At 64.4% G+C, this 23,685-nt stretch carries 21 protein-coding genes; 6 read left to right on the forward strand and 15 right to left on the reverse strand.

The genetic code is table 11. From position 1 onward, the window contains the following. Window positions 1–22 precede the first annotated feature (22 nt). From ACX80A_RS02890 to ACX80A_RS02905, 4 genes are read right to left on the reverse strand one after another with little or no spacing between them, the layout of a single operon-like run. The gene (locus ACX80A_RS02890) at window positions 23–886 is read right to left on the reverse strand and encodes an endonuclease/exonuclease/phosphatase family protein (RefSeq protein ID WP_459258167.1); all 864 of its coding nucleotides are present in this window, start codon (window positions 884–886) and stop codon (window positions 23–25) included. Continuing rightward, window positions 873–2,303: a dihydrolipoamide acetyltransferase family protein gene (locus tag ACX80A_RS02895; RefSeq protein WP_459258168.1), complete on the reverse strand. Its 1,431-nt coding sequence runs from the start codon at window positions 2,301–2,303 to the stop codon at window positions 873–875. The genes ACX80A_RS02890 and ACX80A_RS02895 overlap by 14 nt, the downstream gene beginning before the upstream one ends. Continuing rightward, window positions 2,300–3,355 (reverse strand): alpha-ketoacid dehydrogenase subunit beta, encoded by a 1,056-nt coding sequence (locus tag ACX80A_RS02900; RefSeq protein ID WP_459258348.1) that lies wholly within the window; start codon window positions 3,353–3,355, stop codon window positions 2,300–2,302. Before ACX80A_RS02900 ends, ACX80A_RS02895 begins: the two co-directional genes overlap by 4 nt. Before the next feature lie 17 nt (window positions 3,356–3,372). Continuing rightward, window positions 3,373–4,536, reverse strand: coding sequence for a thiamine pyrophosphate-dependent dehydrogenase E1 component subunit alpha (locus ACX80A_RS02905; RefSeq protein WP_459258169.1), 1,164 nt, complete (start codon window positions 4,534–4,536; stop codon window positions 3,373–3,375). Window positions 4,537–4,751: 215 nt separating this feature from the next. Here ACX80A_RS02905 and ACX80A_RS02910 point away from each other — a divergent pair, with 215 nt between their 5' ends. Continuing rightward, on the forward strand, window positions 4,752–5,195 hold the full coding sequence (locus ACX80A_RS02910; RefSeq protein WP_459258170.1) for an Lrp/AsnC family transcriptional regulator: 444 nt from the start codon (window positions 4,752–4,754) through the stop codon (window positions 5,193–5,195). Window positions 5,196–5,516: 321 nt separating this feature from the next. Then, a complete protein-coding gene (locus ACX80A_RS02915; RefSeq protein WP_459258171.1) occupies window positions 5,517–8,054 on the forward strand; it encodes a sensor domain-containing protein in 2,538 nt (845 codons plus the stop codon). Here the strand turns inward: ACX80A_RS02915 and ACX80A_RS02920 are convergent. Genes ACX80A_RS02920 through paaA form a run of 6 tightly spaced genes read right to left on the reverse strand, consistent with a single transcriptional unit; the run spans window position 8,044 to window position 12,750 of the window. After that, window positions 8,044–8,823, reverse strand: a complete 780-nt coding sequence (locus ACX80A_RS02920; protein WP_459258172.1) for an enoyl-CoA hydratase/isomerase family protein — start codon at window positions 8,821–8,823, stop codon at window positions 8,044–8,046. The two genes, ACX80A_RS02915 and ACX80A_RS02920, sit on opposite strands and share 11 nt — an antisense overlap. A 47-nt stretch (window positions 8,824–8,870) precedes the next feature. Then, a complete protein-coding gene (paaE, locus tag ACX80A_RS02925; protein ID WP_459258173.1) occupies window positions 8,871–10,043 on the reverse strand; it encodes a 1,2-phenylacetyl-CoA epoxidase subunit PaaE in 1,173 nt (390 codons plus the stop codon). After that, window positions 10,044–10,577: a 1,2-phenylacetyl-CoA epoxidase subunit PaaD gene (gene paaD, locus ACX80A_RS02930; protein ID WP_459258174.1), complete on the reverse strand. Its 534-nt coding sequence runs from the start codon at window positions 10,575–10,577 to the stop codon at window positions 10,044–10,046. It lies immediately after the preceding gene. A 14-nt stretch (window positions 10,578–10,591) separates the two neighbouring features. Continuing rightward, on the reverse strand, window positions 10,592–11,416 hold the full coding sequence (paaC, locus tag ACX80A_RS02935; RefSeq protein ID WP_459258175.1) for a 1,2-phenylacetyl-CoA epoxidase subunit PaaC: 825 nt from the start codon (window positions 11,414–11,416) through the stop codon (window positions 10,592–10,594). Beyond that, window positions 11,413–11,760 (reverse strand): 1,2-phenylacetyl-CoA epoxidase subunit PaaB, encoded by a 348-nt coding sequence (gene paaB / locus ACX80A_RS02940; RefSeq protein WP_459258176.1) that lies wholly within the window; start codon window positions 11,758–11,760, stop codon window positions 11,413–11,415. The genes paaC and paaB overlap by 4 nt, the downstream gene beginning before the upstream one ends. Further along, window positions 11,761–12,750: a 1,2-phenylacetyl-CoA epoxidase subunit PaaA gene (gene paaA / locus ACX80A_RS02945; RefSeq protein ID WP_459258177.1), complete on the reverse strand. Its 990-nt coding sequence runs from the start codon at window positions 12,748–12,750 to the stop codon at window positions 11,761–11,763. Window positions 12,751–12,956: 206 nt separating this feature from the next. Between paaA and ACX80A_RS02950 the strand changes: the two genes are divergently transcribed. Then, window positions 12,957–15,137 (forward strand): S9 family peptidase, encoded by a 2,181-nt coding sequence (locus ACX80A_RS02950; protein WP_459258178.1) that lies wholly within the window; start codon window positions 12,957–12,959, stop codon window positions 15,135–15,137. On the opposite strand, the gene ACX80A_RS02955 is transcribed toward ACX80A_RS02950, so the two are convergent. Genes ACX80A_RS02955 through ACX80A_RS02975 form a run of 5 tightly spaced genes read right to left on the reverse strand, consistent with a single transcriptional unit; the run spans window position 15,074 to window position 20,880 of the window. Beyond that, on the reverse strand, window positions 15,074–16,150 hold the full coding sequence (locus ACX80A_RS02955) for a LacI family DNA-binding transcriptional regulator (protein WP_459258179.1): 1,077 nt from the start codon (window positions 16,148–16,150) through the stop codon (window positions 15,074–15,076). The genes ACX80A_RS02950 and ACX80A_RS02955 overlap by 64 nt on opposite strands. 39 nt (window positions 16,151–16,189) lie before the next feature. After that, complete coding sequence (locus tag ACX80A_RS02960) at window positions 16,190–17,689, reverse strand: GH1 family beta-glucosidase (protein ID WP_459258180.1); 1,500 nt, start codon at window positions 17,687–17,689, stop codon at window positions 16,190–16,192. Continuing rightward, window positions 17,686–18,600 carry a carbohydrate ABC transporter permease gene (locus ACX80A_RS02965; RefSeq protein WP_459258181.1) on the reverse strand — a complete coding sequence of 305 codons (915 nt, stop codon included), beginning with the start codon at window positions 18,598–18,600 and terminating at the stop codon, window positions 17,686–17,688. The genes ACX80A_RS02960 and ACX80A_RS02965 overlap by 4 nt, the downstream gene beginning before the upstream one ends. After that, window positions 18,597–19,583, reverse strand: a complete 987-nt coding sequence (locus ACX80A_RS02970; protein ID WP_459258182.1) for a carbohydrate ABC transporter permease — start codon at window positions 19,581–19,583, stop codon at window positions 18,597–18,599. The genes ACX80A_RS02965 and ACX80A_RS02970 overlap by 4 nt, the downstream gene beginning before the upstream one ends. A 4-nt stretch (window positions 19,584–19,587) precedes the next feature. Further along, a complete protein-coding gene (locus ACX80A_RS02975) occupies window positions 19,588–20,880 on the reverse strand; it encodes an ABC transporter substrate-binding protein (protein WP_459258183.1) in 1,293 nt (430 codons plus the stop codon). A gap of 384 nt (window positions 20,881–21,264) precedes the next feature. Here ACX80A_RS02975 and ACX80A_RS02980 point away from each other — a divergent pair, with 384 nt between their 5' ends. Genes ACX80A_RS02980 through ACX80A_RS02990 form a run of 3 tightly spaced genes read left to right on the forward strand, consistent with a single transcriptional unit; the run spans window position 21,265 to window position 23,674 of the window. Further along, a complete protein-coding gene (locus ACX80A_RS02980; RefSeq protein ID WP_459258184.1) occupies window positions 21,265–21,732 on the forward strand; it encodes a hotdog fold thioesterase in 468 nt (155 codons plus the stop codon). Continuing rightward, window positions 21,729–23,066: a phenylacetate--CoA ligase PaaK gene (gene paaK / locus ACX80A_RS02985; protein ID WP_459258185.1), complete on the forward strand. Its 1,338-nt coding sequence runs from the start codon at window positions 21,729–21,731 to the stop codon at window positions 23,064–23,066. Before ACX80A_RS02980 ends, paaK begins: the two co-directional genes overlap by 4 nt. Further along, window positions 23,066–23,674 carry a TetR/AcrR family transcriptional regulator gene (locus ACX80A_RS02990; protein WP_459258186.1) on the forward strand — a complete coding sequence of 203 codons (609 nt, stop codon included), beginning with the start codon at window positions 23,066–23,068 and terminating at the stop codon, window positions 23,672–23,674. The genes paaK and ACX80A_RS02990 overlap by 1 nt, the downstream gene beginning before the upstream one ends. The last annotated feature ends 11 nt before the right edge of the window (window positions 23,675–23,685 follow it).

Consider the following 23,685-nt stretch of genomic DNA (forward strand, 5'->3'; position numbering starts at 1 on the left):
ACTTCTTTTGGTGTGCGACCGCTTATGCGGTGGATCCCGCACCCAGCATCAAGACGGCCTGCACCGGTGCGTGATCGGACGGCCACGCACCACCGTACCGGGTGACGTTGATTCCTGCCCGCAGCACGGTGAAGCCGGGACTGGAAAGGATCCAGTCGATCCGCTTGGTCCCCCGCTGGGGTTTTCGGTAATGCGGGAAGGTGCCCCACTGTTCGGTGAGCTGACGGTGTGCCGCGGTCCAGGTGTCCTGCAGGCCCCCCGACCCGGTCAGGATGTCGTAGGGGCCAGAGGGTACGTCAATGTTGAAGTCGCCCATCACGATGCCGGGAAGCTTGGAGTCCCGCACCAAACGACGCAGGGTGTCCGCCGAGTATAGCCGCGACCGCCGGGACAAGTGATCGAGGTGCGTGTTGAGCACCCCGAATTCCTTCCCGGTGGTCAGATCACTGAAAACGGCGCTGACCGCAATGCGCGGGATCCGATTCCCCCACGACGTTGAGCCGGGAACTGTTGGGCTGTTGGACAGGGCCAGCTGCTCCCAGCTCAGCAGCGCGAGCCGGTTCCTGTCGTAGAACAGCGGGCACTGCTCGCCGTTGCCATCCGCGTTGCGCCCCTTCCCGATGTTCGAGTAGTTCGGCCCGAGCCCGGCGCGCACGGCGTCCAACTGGGACGGCAGCGCCTCCTGCACACCAAGCAGCGTGGGCTGCTCATCGCTGAGAAGTTGCGTCACCAGCGGCGCTCGCACGGTCCAGGAATCCCGGTTCCCGGGTAGCAGATGAGGCAAAGACCGTCGGATATTGAAGGTCATGACGTGGTGTTCTGGGGCTGCCACCGGGCCGATGAGCGGGGTGGTTACCGCTGGGCCGCGCGCTTCAAAGGTCCGCAAGCACGGTGCCTGGATTCTCGATCGCGTCCGCAACATAGCGCAGGAATCCGCCGGCGACCCCACCGTCACACACCCTGTGGTCGAAGCTGAGGGTGAGTTCGGTGACTTTACGGACCGTCAGGGCGCCGTCTACCACCCAGGGCCGATCGATGATCCGGCCGATGCCCAGGATCGCCACTTCGGGGTAGTTAATGATCGCCGCGCTGCCATCCACGCCAAACACGCCGTAATTATTCAGGGTGAACGTCCCCGAAGTCAGCTCGGCGGGTGTCGCTTTGCCCGCCCGCACGACGGCGGCGAGTCGCCGAATCTCTGTGTCCAGGTCGCGGGCGCTCAGGGTGTCGGCGCGGCGGACACACGGAACCAGCAGCCCGCGGTCAGTCTGGGCGGCGATTCCCAGATTGACTCCTGCGACGCTGAGGATTTCCTGGTGGCCCTGGTCGTCGGTGAGGATGCGGCTGTTTAGTTCCGGGTATCTGACCAGGCCAGCGGTCACGAACCGGGCAACAAATGCCAGCAGCCCGGGCGTGTTTGCCGGGTGTGAACGCTTGAGGGACGTTCTGAGCTCCATCAGTGCCGTGGCGTCGACGTCCACCCACACGGTCGCCTCGGGGATCTCCCGTCGGCTACGCGACATGGCTTCGGCCACGGCCTTCCGCACCCCCCTAACCGGCGTCCGGGAAGTGATGGCAAGCCCAGACCGGCGATCCGTTTCAGCGGTCCCGCCCAACGGTCCGGTCGATCCAGCATCGGGCGCACCGCCGGCGTCGATGCCGGCACTATCTGTGTCACCGGTGGAGGCACCAGCCGCACGTCGGATGGCGAGGTCCACATCCCGCCGCAGCACCAGTCCGTCGGCGCCTGATCCGGCCAGGTCCGCCAGTGGAAGGCCAGCGTCCCTGGCCAGTTTGCGCACCAGTGGCGAAATGAACAGGGGCGCCCCTGGAGGTGAGTCAGCGGAGACCATGGCGTTCTGCGCGGGCCGCGGGGCCGGGCTTGCAGATTCATGGCTTGTGACCGGCAGGTTTTTGGGGCGTCTTCGCCGGCCGGAGGTGATCCCCCCGGGGGTACCGTACCCGATCAGAACGTTGCCGGAACCCTCGTCGGGCGTCAACACGGCTACCGGTGCAGCATTCCCGGACGGGACCATTCCAGCCGCGCGCACTGAAATAAACGGCTTTCCGACGTCCATCGTCTCGCCGACGCTGCCGTGTAGTCTTTCGACGACACCGGCGAACGGTGACGGCACCTCGACCACTGACTTGGCGGTTTCCACTTCGGCGATGGCCTGGTCAACGACGACGACGTCGCCCTCGGCAACCAGCCAATTGACCAGTTCCGCCTCGGTGAGGCCCTCGCCCAGATCGGGCAGGTTGAAAACCTGCAGCGCAGGCGCGCTGGTGGTTGTAGCACTCACGCCTGGTCCTCCCACTGCAGTTCGTCGACAGTGTCAAGAATACGGTCGACACTCGGTAGGAAGAAGTGTTCCAGCTTTGGCGAAGGGTACGGCACATCAAACCCGGTGACACGCCGCACTGGTGCTGCGAGCGAGTGGAAACAGCGTTCCTGGATGCGCGCCACAATTTCCGCTGCCACCGACGCGAACCCTGGTGCTTCAGCGATGACCACGACCCTGCCGGTCTTGCGCACGCTGGCGCACACGGTTTCGTCGTCGAACGGGACAATGGAGCGCAGATCGATGACCTCAAGCGAGCGACCCTCCTCCGCGGCGGCAGCGGCGGCAGCCATGGCGGTGGGCACCGACGGTCCGTAGGCCACGAGAGTGGCGTCAGTTCCCGCACGGGCAACCGTGGCGCGGCCGATGGACGGCGTCCCGGTAGTTGACTCGAAGGCGTCGCGGAGTTCTTCCAGGTCAAGCACTTCCTTGGACCAGTACAGTTTCTTCGGTTCGAGGAAGACCACCGGGTCGGGACAGCGGATCGCCTCACGCAGCATGGTGTAGGCGTCGCGGACTGTTGCTGGGGCGAGGACAGTCAGCCCGGGAGTGTGGGCGTAATAGGACTCGGACGAATCACAGTGGTGTTCAACTCCGCCGATGCCGCCTGCGTAGGGAATGCGGATCACGATCGGCAGCTTGACCTTGCCCTTCGTGCGGTTCGGCATTTTGGCGACGTGGCTAACCACCTGCTCGAAGGCGGGGTAGGCAAACGCATCGAACTGCATCTCCACCACCGGGCGCATTCCGTTCATCGCCATCCCCACGGCCATTCCCACGATGCCGGCTTCGGCCAGCGGGGTGTCGAAACAGCGTCCGGTGCCGAAACGGGCGGTGAGCCCGTCGGTGATCCTGAAGACCCCACCGAGGGCTCCGACGTCCTCACCGAACATCACTACTGACGTGTCGGCAGTCATCGTGTCGGCGAGCGCGGCATTCAGCGCTTTGGCGAAGGTGACTGGTTGTGCACTGCGCGGTTCGCCCCGTACAGGGGCTGCCGCCTCGCTTCTCATCCGTTCGGTGGTATCGGTCATGGGGTCACGTGCTCGGGGGGATGTTCGCGCCTGAGCTCTCCCCGCAACAGGTCGGCTTGTTCGCGCAATTGGCTGGTCTTCTCGGTAAAGACATAGTTGAACAGATCTTCGGGGTCCACCACCGGATCGGCGTTGAGGCCGTCCCTAAGGGTGGCTGCCATCACCTCGGCGTCGGCAGCGATGCGGGCCTCGCCGTCGTCGTCGAGCAGGTGCAACCCGCGCAGGTAGGTGCGCATCCGGCTGAGGGGATCCTTGGGGATCCACTTCTCCACGTCATCGGCGGAGCGGTAGCGGGAGGGGTCGTCCGCGTTGGTGTGGGCCTGCATCCGGTAGGTGTGGGCTTCAACCAGGGAGGGGCCGCCGCCGTCGCGCGCCCTGTTCACTGCCTGCCCCAGCACCGAAAGGAGGGCTGCGAGGTCGTTGCCGTCCACCCGCTCACCCGGCATGCCGTACCCGATCGCCTTGTGGGCAAGCGACGGCGCCACGGTCTGCGATTTCAGCGGAACCGAAATGGCGTACTCGTTGTTCTGGATGAGGAACACCACTGGGACGTGGAAGACTGCAGCGAAGTTCAGCGCCTCATGGAAGTCACCCTCGCTGCTGGCGCCGTCGCCGCACAGCGCGAGCACGACGGTATCCTCGCCCTTAAGCTTGGCCGCGTGCGCCACCCCGACGGCGTGTAGCAGCTGAGTGGCCAGTGGGGTGGCCTGCGTGGCGACCTTGTGCTTGAGGGGGTCATAGCCGGAATGCCAGTCTCCCCGCAGCAGGGTGAGGACTTCCAACGGGTCCACCCCGCGGGTAATCACGGCTACCGTGTCACGGTAGGTGGGGAACAGCCAGTCCTGGCGGTCGATGACGACGGCGGCCGCCACCTGGCACGCTTCCTGGCCGTGGGATGAGGGGTAGACAGCCATCCGCCCCTGTCGGACCAGTGCGTTCGCCTGATCGTTGATGCGACGGCCAATGACGAGCTTCCGGTAGGCGGCCAGGAGTCGCCGGCCTTCGGGCAACGGATAGGTGTCGTTGGGGGTGTGGATTCCGTTCGGGTCCACCAGTTGCACCGGGACGGTCGAGGGAAGCATGGTCGCCTCGGCCAATCCGGGGCGGTCCGTAATGTCTACGGAGCCCGGGGTCACGTTGTTGCCGCTCGAGATGGTCATATCCGCCTCCGTCGTACCGTCCGGTGGGGCGGCGATTCGCCTGATCCCACCCGCCCGGCTGATGCCGGGCGCTGGATGCTGTGTAATCCAATTATGATCTTGAGCGGCTTTTCGTATCTACTAAAGGGGAAGATTATGGACTTTTATCTTTAAAATATCGATTATCGTAGACAAATCGACAGTGTGAGCTGGGTTACCCGGGAAGGCGTAGACAAATGGTGGATCAGCCCTTGGACGAAGTGGACCGGCGGATCCTGGCTGAGCTCACCCGGGATGGCCGATTGTCGGTGACCACGGTGGCCGAGAACGTCCATATTTCCCGCGCACACGCCTACTCAAGGATTGCCCGGCTCACCGAATCGGGAGTACTCACCAAGTTCACCGCGCTGATCGACCCGATCAAAGCCGGGCTCCGATCCTCCGCCTACGTCACGCTCAAGGTTCAGCAGCACGCGTGGCGGGAGCTGAGGGAACAACTTCGCCTCATCCCGGAGATTCACCATATCGCCCTCGTGGGTGGGGACTTCGACGTCATCCTCCTGGTGCGGGCCGAGGACAATGTGGGGCTCCGGCGGGTCATCTTCGACCAGTTGCAATCGATGCCGGGCGTGATGGACACCCAGACCTTCCTGGTGTTCGAGGATATTGACACTCGCTGAGCTGGCGCGTCCAGGTGTGGCCAAGGGACGGCTCCTGACTGGTGGTGACATCCCGTTCTGAATGCCACCCTCCCCCATGAGACGCTAAGGAACCGCCCCTCGACCACGTATCCAGTAAAAGTCATTGCCTAGGGAAAATACTTTGAAAACGCCCTAAGTCCACAAATATTTTCCCAAAAGTTATAAAACTCTTGCCTCCAGTGATTTGCTGGATGATGGTGCTAGGCCGTCTCAGCCCGCTCCCCTGTGGTTTAATTCGATCACCGGCCACAGTAAAAGGCCAACCGTGCCGTCACCAGGCCGGCATCAAAGGGGAACAGCATGACCGAGAACGGTGAGCCGGCCGCGGAAGCGACCAAAATTGATGGTATTCCAGAAGCCAAAGCAGCGGCTCTGTTCGAATCCATTGTGGTCAATGCCAATGATGTGGTCCTGGTAACCAAGGCAGAACCCGTCGATCTCCCCTCAGGCGGCCCTGAAGTGATTTACGTCAATCCGGCATTCACCCGGATGACCGGGTATGAGCCGCACGAGATTGTGGGAAAAACCCCGCGCATCCTGCAGTCGCCGAAGACAAACCAGGCGGAACTGGACCGCCTGCGTGCTGCCCTCAAAGCCTGGGAGCCCGTCGAGGTGGAGTTGCTTAATGTCCACAAGGACGGGCAGGAGTTCTGGGTCCAGCTCAATATCACTCCCGTGGCCAACGCGCGGGGCTGGTTCACCCACTGGGTCGCTATCCAGCGGGACATCACCCACCGCAAGCACCATGAGATCGCCGTGCAGACCATGCTCGCCAACACATCGGATCTGCTGGTCATTCTTGACTACCAGCACCGGGTCACGTCGGTCAGCCCCACCTCCAACCAGCTGCGGGGCACGCCTAGCGTGGCGCCGACCGGTGGTCCCTTCCTCGACCTGGTGCATCCCGACGACGTCCACAGCGCCCGTGACTTTCTAGCGGTCCCTCCCGGGCTGCGGCTGGGCCGCAGCTCCATTGCTGAGCTGCGCCTCCGCCGCAACGACGGCGACTGGCGCTGGTTTGAGGTAAGCATCGCCGACCTCGACACAACCGGTGCTGATCCCGCAAGCTCCCTCATACTGGCCTGCAGCGATATCACCGGCCTCAAGCTGACCGAACTGGAGTTGGAAAAATCGAACCAGCGTTTCCGTAGCGCGTTCGACGACGCACCAATCGGCATGGCAGTAACATCGCACTCCGGTAAATTCATCCAGGTCAACCGGGCGCTGACCGAGTTGTTAGGCCGCGACGAGCAGACCCTCCTCTCCATGTCGGTACAGGAGCTGACCCACCCCGACGACCAGGATCCTGCTGAGCGCCAGCGCCAATCGCTGCTACGCGGTGTCTCCGGCCGACGGCGGCACGAAACCCGGTTCCTTCATGCCGACGGCACTGTGGTGGGCATCCTGCACTCCTCCTCGATGGTGCCCGACGATGACGGCGGCCCCGGGATGCTGATCGACCACATCGAGGACATCACCGACCGGAAGGCCCTCGAAGCGATGCTGCAGCACCAGGTGCTGCACGACACCCTGACCGGCCTCCCGAACCGCGCCCTGCTGGTGGACCGTGTTGGTCAGACCCTCAACGCCGCCCGGAACGGCGGAACCGCCGTCGCCGTCCTGTTCTGCGACCTGGACCGGTTCAAGGCCATCAACGACACGCACGGTCACCAGGCCGGCGACGCCGTGCTCACCGAGGTGGCCCGCCGGCTCCGGTCAGCAGTGCGCCCCGCCGATACGGTGGCCCGGCTGAGCGGGGACGAGTTCGTCGTGCTGTGTGTCGACTCGACCAAAGAGCAGGCCACCGCTGCGGCGGCCAGAGTTCTCGCCGCACTGAAGCCGCCCATCCTGGTGGGCGGGACCGAGGTCTTCGTCTCGGCATCCATCGGCATCGCCCTCTCGGGTGCCGATCGCACCACTACTTCCGAGCTGCTCCGCGACGCCGATGACGCCATGTATGCGGCCAAGGAACAGGGTCGCAGCCGGTCCTCTGTTTACGACGAGGGGCAGCTCAGCCAGGTGAAAACCCGCAGCCACCTGGAGAACGATCTGCTGGAGGGCATCCGGGAGGGGCAGCTTCGCCTGCACTACCAGCCCGAAATGAGCCTAGCCGACGGCGACGTCGTGGGCCTTGAGGCCCTGGTCAGGTGGCAGCATCCTGTCCGAGGTTTGCTGATGCCTGGCGAGTTCATTGATCTTGCGGAGGAGACCGGGCTAATCATCGACCTCGGCGCCTGGGTGCTGGAGGAAGCGCTGCGCGAGGTTGGCAGGCGACGCGCCTCCGGTGTTGACTGCCCGGTGATATGGGTCAATGTGTCGGCGTTTGAGCTGCGGAGCCCCGACTTCGCTGCCACGATCCAACGCGCGCTCGACGCTCATCATCTCCCGGGGAGCGCCCTCGGCCTGGAGATCACCGAGAGCGTCCTGATGGTCAATTTCGACCGTGCCAGGACCACGCTCGACCAGATGCGGGCCATGGGAGTGCACCTGGCAATCGACGACTTCGGCACCGGCTACTCGTCGCTGTCCTACCTCGCCCAGTTCCCCGTTGATACGGTAAAAATTGACGGCTCATTCACTGCGGGGCTCGACGACAATGCGCGACGGCGGGAGAGCTTCGCCGTCGTCAACGCCGTGATCGGGCTGGCAAATGCCCTCAAGCTCAGGGTGGTAGCCGAGGGAATCGAAACCACCAGCCAGGCCCAGGCACTACATGGGCTGGGGTGCGATTTCGGCCAGGGCTATTTGCTGGGGCGGGCCTCTGAGCAGGGACTTCCCACTGAGATATCGGCGCCGCTGAGCATCGACGACCCGAGGGCACCGGCGTTCAGCCCCTAAAGACCGGTTTGCGCTTCTCCTGGAAGGCGGTAAATCCCTCGGCGTAATCATCGCTGCCGCACAGGTCGCCCTGGGCCCTGTTCTCCTCGCTGATCGACTCCCACAGGCCGAGCCGTCGGTCACGGATCCCCGCTACGAGTTCCTTTGAGACCCGGAAGGCACCCGTGGCGCCGGAGGCAACTCGCTGCGCCGTGTCGCGCGTACGCGGCAGGAGCTCATCGGCGGGCATTACCCGGCTGAACAAACCGGCGGCGACGGCATCAGCCCCGCTCATCAGCTCGGCCGTATAGATCAGGTCAAGGGTGCGGTGCGCACCCAGCCGCTCGGTGAAGAGCCAGTGTCCGCCCGAATCCAGGGTGGCCCCCAGATTGGCAAAGGGCGATCCGAGCTTCGCGTTCTCCGCCACATAGACCACGTCAGTGGCCACCAGGAGGCCGAGCCCGACGCCGAGGCAGGCCCCGTGTGCCGCGGCGAAGGTCGGCGCCGGAAAGGTAGCCATTTTCCGCAGCAACGGTGTGACGAGGCCGCCAAGGTAGGCGACGGCGTCGTCGGTCTCGGGGTGAACGTTGGAAATGTCGCGGCCAGCGCAGAACGCGCGTCCTTCGCCGCGGAGCACCAGCGCACGGACGGTGCCGTTGGCTGCGGCCCGGGCAGCCTCGTCGTAGACGTTGGATAGTTTGGCGAGCGCTTCCTCGTTGAGGGAGTTCAGTTTCGCTGGAGCGTTGAGGACAATTTCGGCAACATTGTTCTCGATGGTCAGTTCAATCATTGCCACAGCCTTCCGGTCATTTTCCCCAGCCTAGTGCGGGAATCCAGTTAGGCGTCGTAGTCCACTGCCACGGTGTCGCTGGTGGGACGGGACTGGCAGGTGAGGACGTAACCCTTGGCAATCTCGTCGGGCTCCAGCGCGTAGTTCTCTTCCATCTCCACGGTGCCGGAGATCAGTTTGGCCCGGCAGGTCCCGCAGACGCCGCCAGCGCAGGCGAAGGGCACATCCGGCCTGACCCGCAGGGCGGCGTTGAGGATGGATTCCCTCGCGTGGGTAGGGCTGGACACCCTGCCCTGCAGCCCGTCGAGATTAAACGAGATCGTGAAATTCTCGCCGCCGTCGTCGGCGTGGACGGGACGGCCAATCTGGCCCTCGGGGCGGGTGGGTTCACCGGCGGAGAAGAGCTCGAACCTGATGTTCTCGGGGGCGACGCCGCGCTCCCCCAGGGTGTCGCGGCAGAGTTGGACAAGTTCGAAGGGGCCGCAGAGGAACCATTCGTCGACGTCGTCGGTGCGGATCACGGTGCCCAGCAAAGTCTGCAGCTTATCGGCGTCGATGCGACCGCTCAGCAACGGGGAGATGCGCTGCTCGCGGGACAGCACATGGTGCAGCGCGAACCGTGCGGGGTAGCGGTCCTTCAGGTCGGCGAGTTCCTCGAGGAACATCACGTCCATGGCGGCTTTGTTGGCGTAGATCAGGTCGAAGCGGACGAAGGTGTTCGCGGCCAGGACCGTGCGGGCAATCGCGATCACCGGGGTAATCCCTGAGCCCGCAGCCACCGCGACGAACGAAGTCTCCGCGGCGGCGTCGAGGTTCGCCTGTAGGTCCTCGGGTCGGTTGAGCTCGGCCATCTCATGCTTCGAGATGAATTGGCCCATGGGGCTCATCACGTCGAGCCGGTCCCCGGCCTTCAGGAACTCGTTCGCCCAGCTGGAAAACACGCCGCCAAGATCCTTCTTGATGGCTACCCGGATCTCGCCTGTCCGGGGCTCAGCGCAGATGGAGTAACTGCGGCGAACCTCCACCGGGGAGCCGTCGACGTCGAGCGTGGTGCGCAGCGCCACGTACTGGCCGGGCAGGTAGTTGTACTTGCCGGCCAGGTGGTCGGGTACGGCGAAGGTGACCTCGACGGCGTCACCGGTGAGCCGCCGGACTTCGGAGACGGTGAGCTCGTTGAATGCCGTGCGGCGCTGGGTGGACGGGGCGAGCTTGACTGCCATCTAGAGCACCTTGAAATAGTCGAAGGGTTCCGTGCAGTCCTGGCAGACATAGAGCGCCTTGCAGGAGGTGGAACCGAAGCGGGTGAGTTCGCGGGTATTGAGAGAGGAACATTGCGGGCATTTCACGCTGATGCCCACCCGGACGGGGCCGGTCGCGGCGAGCCCGGTGGGAGGTGCGATGCCGTAGTCGTCCAGTTTTGTTTTGCCGGCGCTGGTCATCCAGTCAGTGGTCCAGGCCGGGGCGAGGGTGAGACGGACCCGGACGTTTCGGTACCCGTGGGCAGATAGGGCGCTGATGACGTCGTCGCGGATGGCGTCCATGGCCGGGCACCCCGAGTAGGTGGGGGTGATGGTCACGGTGATGACGTCGTCCTCGATCTGGGCCGCCCGCAGGATGCCCAGGTCCTCGATGGTAAGGACCGGGATTTCGGGGTCCACCACGGTGGCGGCGATGTCCCAGACCTCTGCGGCTTCGGCGTCGGCGGGACGGCGGGCGGTGTTGGTGTTGGTGGTGCCGGTTGTCTCAATGCTCATGGCTGCACCCAGCCCTACCAGGTGGCGCCGGGATGTTCGCGGGCGAGCACCTGCATCTCGGCTAGCAGGTAGCCCAGATGTTCACTGTGCCTGCCACTGCGGCCACCGCCGACAGCGCCGGGCACGGCAGGATCCTCGAGGTCCGCCTCGGCAAAGAGGGTGGCGATGAGCGCGTCGAACGGTGCACGGAGGGCGCTTGGGCGCACTGCGGCGTCGCCGAGGTCGTCGATGAGCTGGTCGTCGACGAACAGTTCCTTCACATAGGGCCAGGTCAGCTTCAGTCCGGCGATCATGCGGCGGCGGGATTCGTCGGTGCCGAGGGCCAGACGGAGCACCCACTGGCTGCTGTGGTCGCGGTGGTAGTCGACTTCCTTGACGGCCTTGGCGGCGATGGCGGCGAGCGTGGCGTCGGAAGAATGCGCCAGCCGGGAGTAGAGCTCGAACTGGTAGTGCGAGACCACCAGTTGGCGGGCGATGGTGCGGGCAAAGTCCCCGTTGGGCTGCACAAAGAGGTGGGCACAGCGGAATTCCGGTTCCCGGCGGAAGTAGGCAAGATCGTCCTCGGTCTTGTCCAGGCCATGCCCGGCGTAGCTGAGGAATGACCGCGCGTGCCCGATCAGGTCCAGGGCAATGTTCCCGAGGGCCACATCCTCCTCCAGCTCAGGTGCCCGGGAGATCCACCAGCCGAGCCGCTGGGCCAGGATCAGCGAGTCGTCGCCAAGGCGCAGCGCGTACTCGGCGACACCGGCGCTCGGTCTAAGGTCCGACGCGGCGATGTCCTCGGGCCGCAAAGCGTTGCCCGGGGTGATGCGGGTGGCGCTCGCGTTCGATTCGTTCACAGGTGCTTCACCCCGTCGCTTTTCGTGTAGTACGTGGCATGCCGGTAGTCCTTGCCCTGCGGTGATTCAAAAAACTGTCCCTTGGCGTCCGGGTCGCTGGCGATGATGGACGACGCCGGCACCACCCACAGGCTCACACCCTCGTTGCGCCGGGTGTACAGATCGCGGGCGTTGCGGACTGCCATCTCGGCGTCGGGCGCATGCAATGAACCGGCGTGTACGTGGGATAGCCCGCGCGATGACCGGACGAAGACCTCCCACAGAGGCCAGGGCTGGCGCTTCTCAGGAGCTGCCGGGGTCGGTGCTACCGAACCGTCGTCACCCGTCGTTGAACCGCCGGTCATTTAGGCCGCCCGCTGTTCTGCAGCTTTGGCCCGCTTGTCGGCGTAGGCTGCGGCTGCTTCGCGCACCCAGGCGCCGTCTTCGTGGGCTTCGCGCCGACGTTCCATCCGCTGCGCGTTGCAGGGCCCCCGGCCTGCGAGAACTTCCTTGAACTCGCTCCAATCCAGTCGTGCGTGCTCCCACTGCTGGGTGTCGTCGTTAAACCGGATCTCGTCGTCGGGCAGGGTCAGGCCAAGCACCTTGACCTGCTCAACCATCATGCCGACAAAGCGGGAGCGCAGTTCGTCGTTGGAGAACCGCTTGATGTTCCAGGCCATGGACTGCTTCGAGTTGGGCGAATCGTCGTCGGGCGGGCCGAACATCATCAGCGAGGGGGCGTACCAGCGGTTGACGGCGTCCTGCGCCATCTCCTTCTGGGCGGGGGTGCCGTTGGCGAGTTCCAGCAGGATCTCGAAGCCCTGGCGCTGGTGGAAGGATTCTTCCTTGCAAATCCGCACCATGGCCCGACCGTAGGGACCGTAGGAGGCCCGACAGAGGGGCACCTGGTTGGCGATCGCTGCACCGTCAACCAGCCAGCCGATGGCGCCCATATCGGCCCAGGTCACGGCCGGATAGTTGAAGATACTGGAATACCGGGCTTTGCCGGCAATCAGGTCCTCGGTCATTTTGTCCCGGGGGGTGCCGAGCGTTTCGGCGGCCGAGTAGAGGTACAGGCCGTGGCCCGCCTCATCCTGGACCTTGGCCATGAGGATGGCCTTACGCTTCAGCGAGGGCGCACGGGAGATCCAGTTGGCCTCGGGCTGCATGCCGATGATCTCGGAGTGGGCGTGCTGGGAGATCTGCCGGGTGAGGGTTTTCCGGTAGGCGTCCGGCATCCAGTCGCGGGGCTCGATCCGCGAATCTTCACTGATCAGGCGCTCGAACTGCTCTCGACCGGCCTGCTCGTCGGGTGTTTCGGACGGCGTCTGGTCAACCGTTGGTGCTGCTGCCATGGTGTCACCTCACTGTGAGCGTCAAAGTGCGTTGTTGTCGGTCACAGATTAATTACCGACCGTTCGTTCAGGATATCGGGGTGGCGGTCGGACAGTCAACAGCCACTGTCGTCGACCACACACCGGCGTGTCGCCGCCCTCCCCAGGATCCGGTTCCCACAACCCGGGGGAGTCTGCCCGCCTGACTCTCTGGCAGGATGGTTTCCATGACTGCAGAGACTCACTTCCCCGCCCCTCCCGTTGCCAAAAAGGTGCCGACGGAACGCACCCACCACTCGGATACTTTCGTGGACGAGTACGAGTGGTTGAGGGAAAAGGACAGCCCCGAGGTGGTCGCCCACCTCACAGCGGAGAACGCCTACACCGACGCCGTGACGGCCGACCAGGAGCAGCTTCGCCAGGACATCTTTACCGAGATCAAGAACCGGACGCAAGAAACCGATCTGTCCGTACCCTCCCGCAAGAGGGGCTGGTGGTACTACGCCCGCACCGAGGAGGGCAAGCAGTACGCCATCAACTGCCGGGTAGCTGCCACTGGGACCGGTGACCTCGCCAACGACTGGACGCCTCCGGAGATTATCCCGGACAAGCCGATTGATGGGGAGCAGGTCATACTGGACGGCAATGCGGAGGCTGAGGGCAAGCCGTTCTTCTCCCTCGGCGGTCTGGCTGTCACCGAGGACGGAAACCTATTGGCCTACTGCGAAGACAACGCGGGCGACGAGCGCTTCACCCTACGGATCAAGGATCTGCGTACCGGCGAGTTGCTCCCCGATGTGGTGCCGAACATCTTCTATGGGCTGGCCTTCTCCCCCGACGGCACCCAGGTGTTCTACACGGTGGTGGACGACTCGTGGCGCCCCTACCAGGTCAGGTCACACACCCTCGGCACCCCGGTGGAGCAGGACGCGGTGGTGTATCAGGAGGACGACGTTGCCATGTGGACGGGCTTCGACCTGTCAGCGGACCGGTCACTGCTGCTCATCGGCATCGGCTGCTCCGAGTACAGCGAGTACCGCGTGTTTGACCTCGCCAACCAGTCAGCCGGCCTGCTCACCCTGATCCCGCGTAGCGACAAGATTCTCTACGAGGCTGATCCGGTGACGATCGACGGCGAGCGCCACTACGTCCTCACCCACAACCGGAATGCCAAGAACTCGATGGTCAGTCTCGCCGGCGAGGCCGAGTTCAGCAAGCCCCTCTCCGACCAGCACTGGCACACCGTAGTGGAGCACGACGACGCCGTGCGGGTTGGCGGCGTTGCCGTCACCTCCACACACCTGATCGTGTCGGTCCGTAAGGACACCATTGAACGCGTTCAGGTGCTACCGCTCGCGGGTCTAGGCACGCCAGACCAGGCCGTCCCCGAGGAACCAGCGTTCGATGACGAGCTCTTCACCTGCAACCTTGCCGACGCCGAGTTCGATTCACCGATCATCCGACTCTCCTACACCTCCTTCTTTACTCCCCCACGCGTCTACGATTATGTCCTCGACACCGGGAGCCTACTGCTGCGTAAGGAAACCGAGGTGAGAGGCGGCTACCGCCCGGAGGATTACACGGCCGAGCGGCAGTGGGCCACAGCGGTTGACGGCACGCTCATTCCCCTGTCAGTCCTGCGGCGGACCGACCTCGCCGACGACAGCGCAAACCCGGCGCTGGTCTATGCCTACGGCAGCTACGAAATCAGCATGGACCCAGGCTTCTCGATCGCCCGATTGTCGCTGCTGGACCGCGGAGTGGTCTTCGTGGTGGCCCATATCCGCGGCGGCGGTGAAATGGGCCGCACCTGGTACGAGGGCGGCAAGAAGCTCAACAAGAAAAACACGTTCACCGACTTCGTCGACGCAACCCGGCAGGTGGCGGCGTCGCCCTATGTCGACCCCCACCGGATCGCCGCCATGGGCGGATCCGCTGGCGGCCTGCTGATGGGCGCCATCACCAACCTCGCCCCCGACATGTACCGCGCGGTGGTAGCCCAAGTTCCGTTCGTCGATGCGCTGACCACCATCCTCGACCCCGAGCTGCCGTTGTCAGCCCTCGAGTGGGAGGAATGGGGCAACCCAATCACCGACCCCGAGGTGTACCGCTACATGAAGGAGTACACCCCGTACGAGAACATCAAGGCCACCCGTTACCCGCGGATTGCCGCCGTGACCAGCTTCAACGACACCCGGGTGCTGTATGTCGAACCCGCAAAGTGGGTAGCCAAGCTGCGCGACACGACCACCGGCAGCGAGCCGATCGTGTTGAAGACAGAGATGGACGGCGGCCATGGCGGCGCCAGCGGTCGGTACGAGCGGTGGAAGGACGTCGCCTGGGACTACGCCTTCGTCGCGGCGGCCCTCGGCGCCGAAGACCTCCGCACCACCAGTTCCGCCGGATAAACCACCGGGTCCGGGTGGGTGCCGGGAGCCTCGATCTCCTCCAGGAGCATGGCGCCGGCCTTGGTCGCCATCTCCACCATGGGCTGGGTGATAGTGCTCAGCGCCGGCGACGCGAGCGCCGAGATGCTGTGGTTGTCATACCCGACCACTGCGACGTCGTCGGGAACTTTGAGTCCCCGGGACCGCAGGACCTCCAGCACACCGACGGCCATCAGGTCGGACGCAGCGAAGATCCCGTCGGTGTCGGGTGCGGCGTCGAGCAACCGGCGGGTCGCCTTGGCCCCACCCGCCGTAGTGAAATCCGCGAATTCGACCGGGCCTGGCGCCACTCCGGTGCCAAGCAGCCCGTCCTGCCAGCCGCGGAGCCGGTCGACGGCGGCGGTCATGTCCGCGGGTCCAGCAATGGAGGCCGGTCGCTGGCTGCCCGCTGCTAGCAGGTGCTGTGCTGCCAGGATACCGCCGCCATAGTTGTCGGTGTCCACGTAGGTCAGTGGATGCCCACTCTGCCAGGGCCTGCCGATAAAGATGATCGGCAGGCCACTTTCGGCGAGCGGTTCTACCCAGGTGTCCCCCTGATGGTGCGAAACCACGATGGCCCCATCCACATGCCCGCCCCGGAGGTACCGGACCGTCCGCGCCGCGTCGACGCTCCGGGACATGAGCAGGACCAGCTGCACATCGGTTTCCCGGAGCGACTCAGTGACTCCCGTGATAATCATGGCGAAGAATGGGTCCATCATGACGCGCATGTCCGGTTCGGGGATTACCAGGGCAATCGACGAGGTGCGCCGGGTGACCAGCGATCGTGCGGCACGGTTGGGCGTGTAGGCGAGGGCGACGACGGCGGCGTCCACCGCCGCCTGGGCCTCCGGGCTGACCCGGCTGCCCCCGTTGATGGCGCGCGACGCCGTCGACCGGGACACGCCGGCTGCTGCCGCCAGATCCTCGAGGGTGGGACTGTGTTTCGCCCCCGGCGGGTGGGCGAGTTCGGCCCCTGATTGCTGATCATCCATCACCTAGAGAATACGACACGATGACCCGCCATCGGTGGCCTACCTGATGGCAGCCATCGCAGCGTCCCCCGGCTTCGCCACCTCCACGGTGGGGTCCGGCTCCATCAGCTGCGCGGGGCCGGAGGCGGGCAGCGCGTTGGCCGCAGCGACCCGGGCGTACCAAAGCGCACTGGCCTTAGGGGTGCGCTGCTGGGTGTCATAGTCCACCCGGACCAGACCAAAGCGCTGGTGGTAGCCCCACGCCCATTCGAAATTATCCAGGAAGGACCACGCGAGGTAGCCTCGCACGTCGGCGCCGTCGTCGATCGCGGCTCGTACCGCCCGGAGGTGACTGTCGAAGTACGCGAGCCGGTCCTGGTCGTCGACGAACCCCGCCGCGTCAGGAGAGTCATCGTAGGCTGCGCCATTCTCGGTGATGTAGACGGGGATCGCAGCCGGCCCAGTGTACTCAGCGTGCACCCGCAGCAGAAGACGGTGCAGGCCTTCGGGCTGCACCTCCCAACCCATGCCGGTGACAGGGAGTCCGCGGGGAGCGGACCGGACGCCGTCGGCTGCCACATAGGGAGAGGCCGCTGGCCGGCCCTGTGGCGCTTGCTCGCCGTCGTCACCAGCTGGGTCGGCTGCCGTCGTCACCGCCTCACCGTGGTAGTAGTTCACGCCCAGCAGGTCAAGAGGTTCGGAGATGACCGTCAGGTCGCCGTCGTGGATGAACTCCTCCAGTCCGAGGTGGCGGACGTCGTCGAGTACGTCCTGCGGGTACCGGCCCCGGAACACGGGGTCCAGGAAAATCCGGTTGAACTGTCCATCGATGCGGCGGGCAGCGTCGACGTCGGCCGCGCTGGTCGGATCGACGGGATCCGGGACGGTGAGATTCAGCGTCAGCCCCAGCTGCGCTGCGGGGTCACGACGGCGCAGCTCCTGCGCGGCCAGGCCGTGGCCGAGGAGGAGGTGGTGGGCTGCTGCGAGCGCGGCGCGCGGATCCTGGCTGCCCGGCGCGTGAACCCCCGCGGCGTAGCCGAGGAAGGCAGAGCACCACGGCTCGTTGAGAGTGGTCCAGATGCGGACCCGGTCACCGAGCGCCTCATGCAGCACTGCCGCGTACTCAGCGAACCGGTAGGCGGTGTCGCGGTTGGCCCAGCCGCCCTGCTCCTCGAGCGCCTGTGGCAGGTCCCAGTGGTAGAGAGTCAGCCAGGGCTTGATGCCGGCAGCGACCAGCTGGTCCACCAGCCGGGAGTAGAACCTGATGCCTTCCACATTCGGCGTCACGCCGTCCGGCATGCACCGTGCCCAGGAGGTGGAAAAGCGGTAGGCCTGCAGGTTGAGCTGCTTCATCAGCGCCACGTCGTCGCCCGAGCGGTGGTAGTGGTCGCAGGCAATGTCACCGTTGTGTGCGTCGGCGACCGCGCCGGGAACCCGGGAGAACACGTCCCAGATGGAATCCTGTCGGCCGTCCTCGTGTGCCGCGCCTTCGATCTGATAGGCCGCGGTGGCTGCGCCCCAGAGGAACCCCTCTGGAAAGGTGGTGTCGATGTTGGTCATCCTTTGACTGCTCCTTGCATGATTCCTGAAACGAGTTGGCGACCTGCAATAGCGAAAACCAGCAGGAGTGGAATGGTCGAAAGCACCGCACCAGCGAGAACCACAGAGTAGTCGACGAAGTGCGCAGCCTGCAGCAGCTGCAGTGCCACGGGAAGGGTGGGGTTACTCGGATCGAGCACGATGAACGGCCAGAAAAAGTTGGTCCAGGTGGCCATGAAGGTGAACAGCGCCAGCATCGCCGCTGCCGGCCGGGCTGCTGGTAGCCCCACATGCCAGAACGCGCGGATCATCGACGCACCGTCCACCCGTACCGCGTCAATCAGCTCATCGGGAAGGGCGTCCCTGATGTACTGCGTCATCCAGAAGACACCGAACGCGGTCACGAGGGCGGGGATGATCACCGCCCAGAGCGACCCGGTCCAACCGAACCTGGACATCACGATGAACAGGGGAACCACGCCGAGTTGGGTGGGGACCGCCATGGTGGCAATCACAAACACCAGCAACAATTTGCTGCCCCTGAACTTCAGCTTGGCGAAGGCAAACCCGGCCAGTGTGGAAAAGAACACCACCGAGAACGCCGTCACGCTGGAGACCAGCAATGAATTGCCGAGCGCGGCCCAGAACGGAATGCTGTCCAGCACCTTCGCAGCATTGGCCAGGAAGTTCCCACCCGGCAGCAACGGAATGCCCCTCGACAAGACGGTGCTGTCGTGGCTGCCGATCAGGAAAGACCAGTAGAGCGGGAAGAGCGAGCCCAGCAAGACTGCGCCAAGGAACCCGTAAGTGAGGAACCCAGGACGTCGGCCGGTCCCGCCGGAGCCTTTCCGACGACGTCGATCACCCCGGCGGGCAGCAGTACGCGCCGCACCCCTACCGGCGGTCTGTGCGGTCAACGGGATGGAGCTCACTTGGTACCTCCCTGGTTGGCGATGCGCCGGGTGATGAAGTAGTTCAGTACAGCGATCAGGACGATGATAAGGAATAGCAGCCAGGCGACCGCTGACGCGCGACCGAAGTTGCGCTGCCCCCACCCCAACTCCCAGATATACATGGTGAGGGTCTGCCACTGCCGGTCGGCTCCGCCCACCCCGTACTGGTCAAAGACCCGTGCCTCGTCGAAGATCTGCAGCCCGCCAATGGTCGAGGTGATCACCACGAAAATCATCGTGGGGCGCAGCATCGGCACTGTGAGGGAGAAAAACTGGCGGAGCCTGCCCGCTCCGTCAATGGCCGCCGACTCGTAAACGTCCCGGGGAATCGCCTGCATCGCCGCGAGGAAGATCAGGGTGTTGTAGCCGGTCCAGCGGAAATTCACCATGGTGGCTATGGCGATGTGGCTGGCAGTAGCATCGGAATGCCACCGGACGCCTTCAAACCCCAAGGACCGTAGGATCTCGTTGACGAGACCAAACTGGTCGGCGAACAGGTTGTTGAAAATCAGTCCGACGGCCACCGGAGCGACGACGAACGGCACCAGCACTCCCATCCGCCAGAACGTCTTTGCCCGCAGATTCGCGTCAAGGAAGGCTGCGATGACAAGGGCTGCGATCACCTGCGGCACCGAGGACAACAGGAAAATGCTGAATGTGTTGCCCACGGCGTTCCAAAAGAACGGCTGGGACAGGATGAACGTGTAGTTCTCCAGCCCGGCGAACTCCCCCTGTCCGCCGATCAGGTTCCAGTTGTGGATGGAAACCCAGGCCGTGTATCCCAGGGGAAACAGGCCAGTGATGGCGAACAGGAGGAAGAACGGCGAAATGTAAAGGTACGGGGAGAACTTCACATCCCACTGGGACAGCCGGTGGGAGAGTGCAATCCGCCTGACTTTTCTGGACGCCGACGACGGGCGCCGGGGTGGGCCTGGTTTCAGCGCCCGATCGGTGACGGCCATGATGTCAGAGCGCGTTGACCGCGGTGACGAACTTCTCCCAGGAGGATGCGACGTCGTCAGTCTGGTCAACGTCAACACGTGTCAGGGCCTGCTGCATCGCGTCGTTGATGGGGAAGTACTTCGGCCCCTTGAACGGGGTGACATCCACGGCCAGCGCCCGTTCGGCGAGAATTTCACCTGTGGGTGCGTCGTTGAAGAACTCGTTAGTCGCGCCGAGCAGATCGGGGCTCTCCAGAGCCTCGACCTGGCTGGGGAACGTGCCTTTCGCGTTGAACGCCTTGATCTGCTGCTCCGGCGCGGTGAGCCAATCAGCAAGCTTCTTGGCCTCGGCCTGGTTCTCTCCCTGTGTCGGAACGGTCAGATATGATCCGCCCCAGTTACCCCCGCCACCGGGGAAAACATTCGCAATATCCCACCCGTCGACGCCGTCAGCGTTGCCCTCAATGACACCGAGCATCCACCCGGGGCAGAGCATGGTGGCAAAAGCGTCCGACTGGAATCCAGCCGTCCAGTCTTCGCTCCACTGGCCCAGGTGGGCCGAGAGGTTGTCATCAACCGAAGCGGCGAGAACCGTTTCGTAGATCTCCTTCACCTCTTCGTTGTCGGCGGCGACGACAGCGCCGTCCTCCGTCTCATAGGCGTTCTCAACCTGGTTGATCATTCCCTGGTAGGTCGCTCCGGCGGAATCGAACCAGGCAACTCCGTCGCTGGCTGCAACGAACTCACGGCCAGCCTCAAAGTACTCCTCCCAGGTGCCGCCCAACAGTGCTGCGACTTCCTCCCGGTCGGTGGGTAGACCTGCCTCCTCAAAGAGGTCGGCCCGGTAGCAGACGGCCTGTGGGCCGGAGTCCGTGCCGTACCCGATGAGCTTGCCCTCCGGGGTGGTTGCGGCTTCAGACTTCCAGTCCAGCCAGCGGCCCTCGACAGCGGGATCGGCGAGGTCGGCGAACTGGTCGGGGTATTCCATCAGCTCGGCCAGCCAATCGACCTCGATGGCTTCGATGTCGGCGAGTCCCGACCCCGCGGCCAACCGGGTAGTGAGGTTGTCGCGAGCCTCGTTGGTGGTGGCTGCCTTCTTGTGTTCGATGGTGACGTTGTCGTTGAGTTCTTCGTATTCGGTGAAGAGATCTTCGTACCCGAACTCGTTGAAGGTGGCAACGGTCAGGGTGACATCTGATTCACCGGTTGCGCCGTCGATGTCGCCTCCAGTGGTGGAACCGGTGCCGCAGGCTGACAGGGCAAGGGCCAGGCAGGCTGCGCTCGCAGACAGCGCGGTAAGTTTGGCTCGATTTTGCACGGGTGACTCCTTTGTCGGGTGATTGCCAAGCGGCGTGAGAGCGCTCTCACGCTCATGAATAACCCTGAAACGACACGGCTTTCCTGTCAAGTGGGAGCGCTTCCACTCATAAGCAATGAAACCGATTTGTGATCAAGATACCCGACCAGGAGTATGTCCCCCGACTGATCGTGACCTAACTGTTATGTCCGGTACGCCAGTCGAGATTCCAGGACCCGACCCCACAGGCGTCGTCGCTTGACACTGAACCGTGGGCCGGTATTACTTAAGTGGATTACCTAATGACCATTCGGTCACTAAAAGCCAGCCGGGTCGTTCACCTCTGGACTCAGCTCGGTCAGTCAACTCGGTTAGCCAACGCGGTCAATCAATAGTGAGGATCCTATGGCGGACACCGGCGTCCAACCCACGCATCCTATCCTCGAACAGGACCCTGCCTCCCGTTGGCTAGGCATTGAGGTGGTTGATCTTGCCGACGGGCATGCCATCATCACCATGCGCCTCCGCCCCGAAATGCTCAACGGGTTTGGGATCGCCCACGGCGGCATGGTGTTCGCGTTCGCCGATTCCGCCTTTGCCCTGGCCTGCAACCCGGTCGGTGAAACCGACACGATCACTGTCGCATCCGGCGCCGACGTCACCTTTCTCGCGTCGGCTCTACCCGGCGACCTGCTGACCGCCACAGCCAACCGGCGCGGGGTGGCGGGTCGCAGCGGCCTCTACGACATCTCCATCACGGCGCGGAACGACAACGGCATCCGAGCGATTGCCGAGTTCCGCGGCCGCTCACGCACCGTCCCGAACCCGCGCCGTGCCATCCCTGCAACCACTCCGGAAAAGAGTCTCACATGACTAGCACAGCACTCAGGGCCAGCCCTGCCGACCCCTCGACCCTCGACGCCGAGGAGCTGATGACCAGGGACCAGATCGAGGCTATCCAGCTCACTCGGCTTCAGCACACCGTGCAGTATGCCTACGACAACGTTCAGCTGTACCGGGACAAATTCGATGCGGCAGGGGTACATCCGTCCGATCTCAAGGAACTCAGCGACCTGTCAGCCTTCCCGTACACCACCAAGGAAGACCTGCGACGTACCTACCCATTCGGAATGTTCGCCGTCCCGCAGGATCGGGTGGCCCGGATCCATGCGTCGTCGGGCACCACCGGACGCCCAACGGTGGTCGGCTACACGGCTGGTGATCTGGACCACTGGGCTACCTTGGTCGCCCGGTCACTCAGGGCATCGGGCGTCAAGAAAGGCGACAAGGTACACAACGCGTACGGCTATGGACTGTTCACCGGAGGCCTGGGCGCCCACCGCGGAGCCGAGAGGCTTGGCTGCACCGTCATCCCCATTTCGGGTGGGCAGACCGAACGCCAGGTCCAGCTCATCAAGGACTTCGAACCCGACGCCATCCTCGCCACCCCCACTTATCTGCTCACCATCCTGGACACGATGGCCGCGGCGGGCATTGACCCATCAAGCACCTCGTTGAAGACAGCGGTCCTGGGCGCCGAGCCCTGGACCGAAGAGATGCGCCACGAGTTGGAAGGCCGAACGGGGTTCGACGCCTGCGACATCTACGGTCTGTCCGAAGTGATGGGCCCAGGCGTGGCAGGCGAATGCGTCGAGAGCAAGGATGGCTCCCACATCTGGGAAGACCATTTCCGGCCCGAAATCATCGACCCTTTCACCGACAAGGTGCTCGACGACGGTGAACACGGCGAGCTGGTCTTCACCTCCCTCACCAAAGAAGCGCTGCCCATCATCAGGTACCGCACCCACGACCTGACCCGGCTGCTGCCCGGCACCGCGCGGCCCGGGATGCGGCGGATGGGGCGCATCACCGGACGCAGTGACGACATGATCATCCTCCGCGGCGTCAACCTCTTCCCCACCCAAATCGAGGAAATCGCTCTTCGCATCCCGGCGCTCAGCCCGCATTTCCAGCTCGAGCTCACCCGACCGGAGGGCCAGCGGATGGATGCGATGACCGTCAGGATCGAGCCGCGCGAAGGGGTGTCTGACGCCGACGCCGAGGCAGCCGCCGGCCAACTCAGCGAACAGATCAAGATCCACATCGGCTCCAGCTGCGCGATTACCATCGCCGAGCCGGGTTCACTCGCCCGGTCCAACGGTAAACTCCGGCGGATCTACGACCTGCGGCCCAAGGGCGGCGCCTGATGCCCACCACTATCCCGCAGGCGGCCAACCGCCGCGGTCGGCCCGGTTATGACCAGCAGGCTGTCCTCACGATGGCCGTCGACGTGTTTAACCGGTACGGCTACGAGGCCACCTCGATGGGCGTCCTCGCCGAGAACCTGGGGATCAGCAAGTCCGCGATCTACCATCACGTGCCGTCCAAGGGAGACCTGCTCCGCCTGGCGTTGGACCACGCCCTGGGCGGGTTGGAGGCCGTACTGATCGATCCTGCAGCCACGTCCGGCAAGGCGGATGCCCGGCTGGAATTCGTGCTGCGGGGCACGATCGCTGTCCTGATCGAGCGCCTGCCCTTTGTGACACTTCTCCTGCGGTTGCGCGGAAACACGGAGATAGAGCGCGGCGCCCTGGAACGCCGTCGTACCTTCGACCATCAGGTGTCGGCGCTGGTGGACGCGGCCCGGTCCGAAGGTTCACTGCGGTCCGATATTGACCCGCGCACCACCGCCCGGCTGCTGTTCGGCACCATCAACTCGATCGTCGAATGGTACAAACCCGGCGGTGCGGTGTCGCCGGAGGGGTTGGCCGACGACGTCATCACCATGGTCTTCGACGGGCTCCACCGCGTCTGAACTCCCGGCGG

This window comes from Arthrobacter sp. TMN-50 (assembly GCF_054511125.1).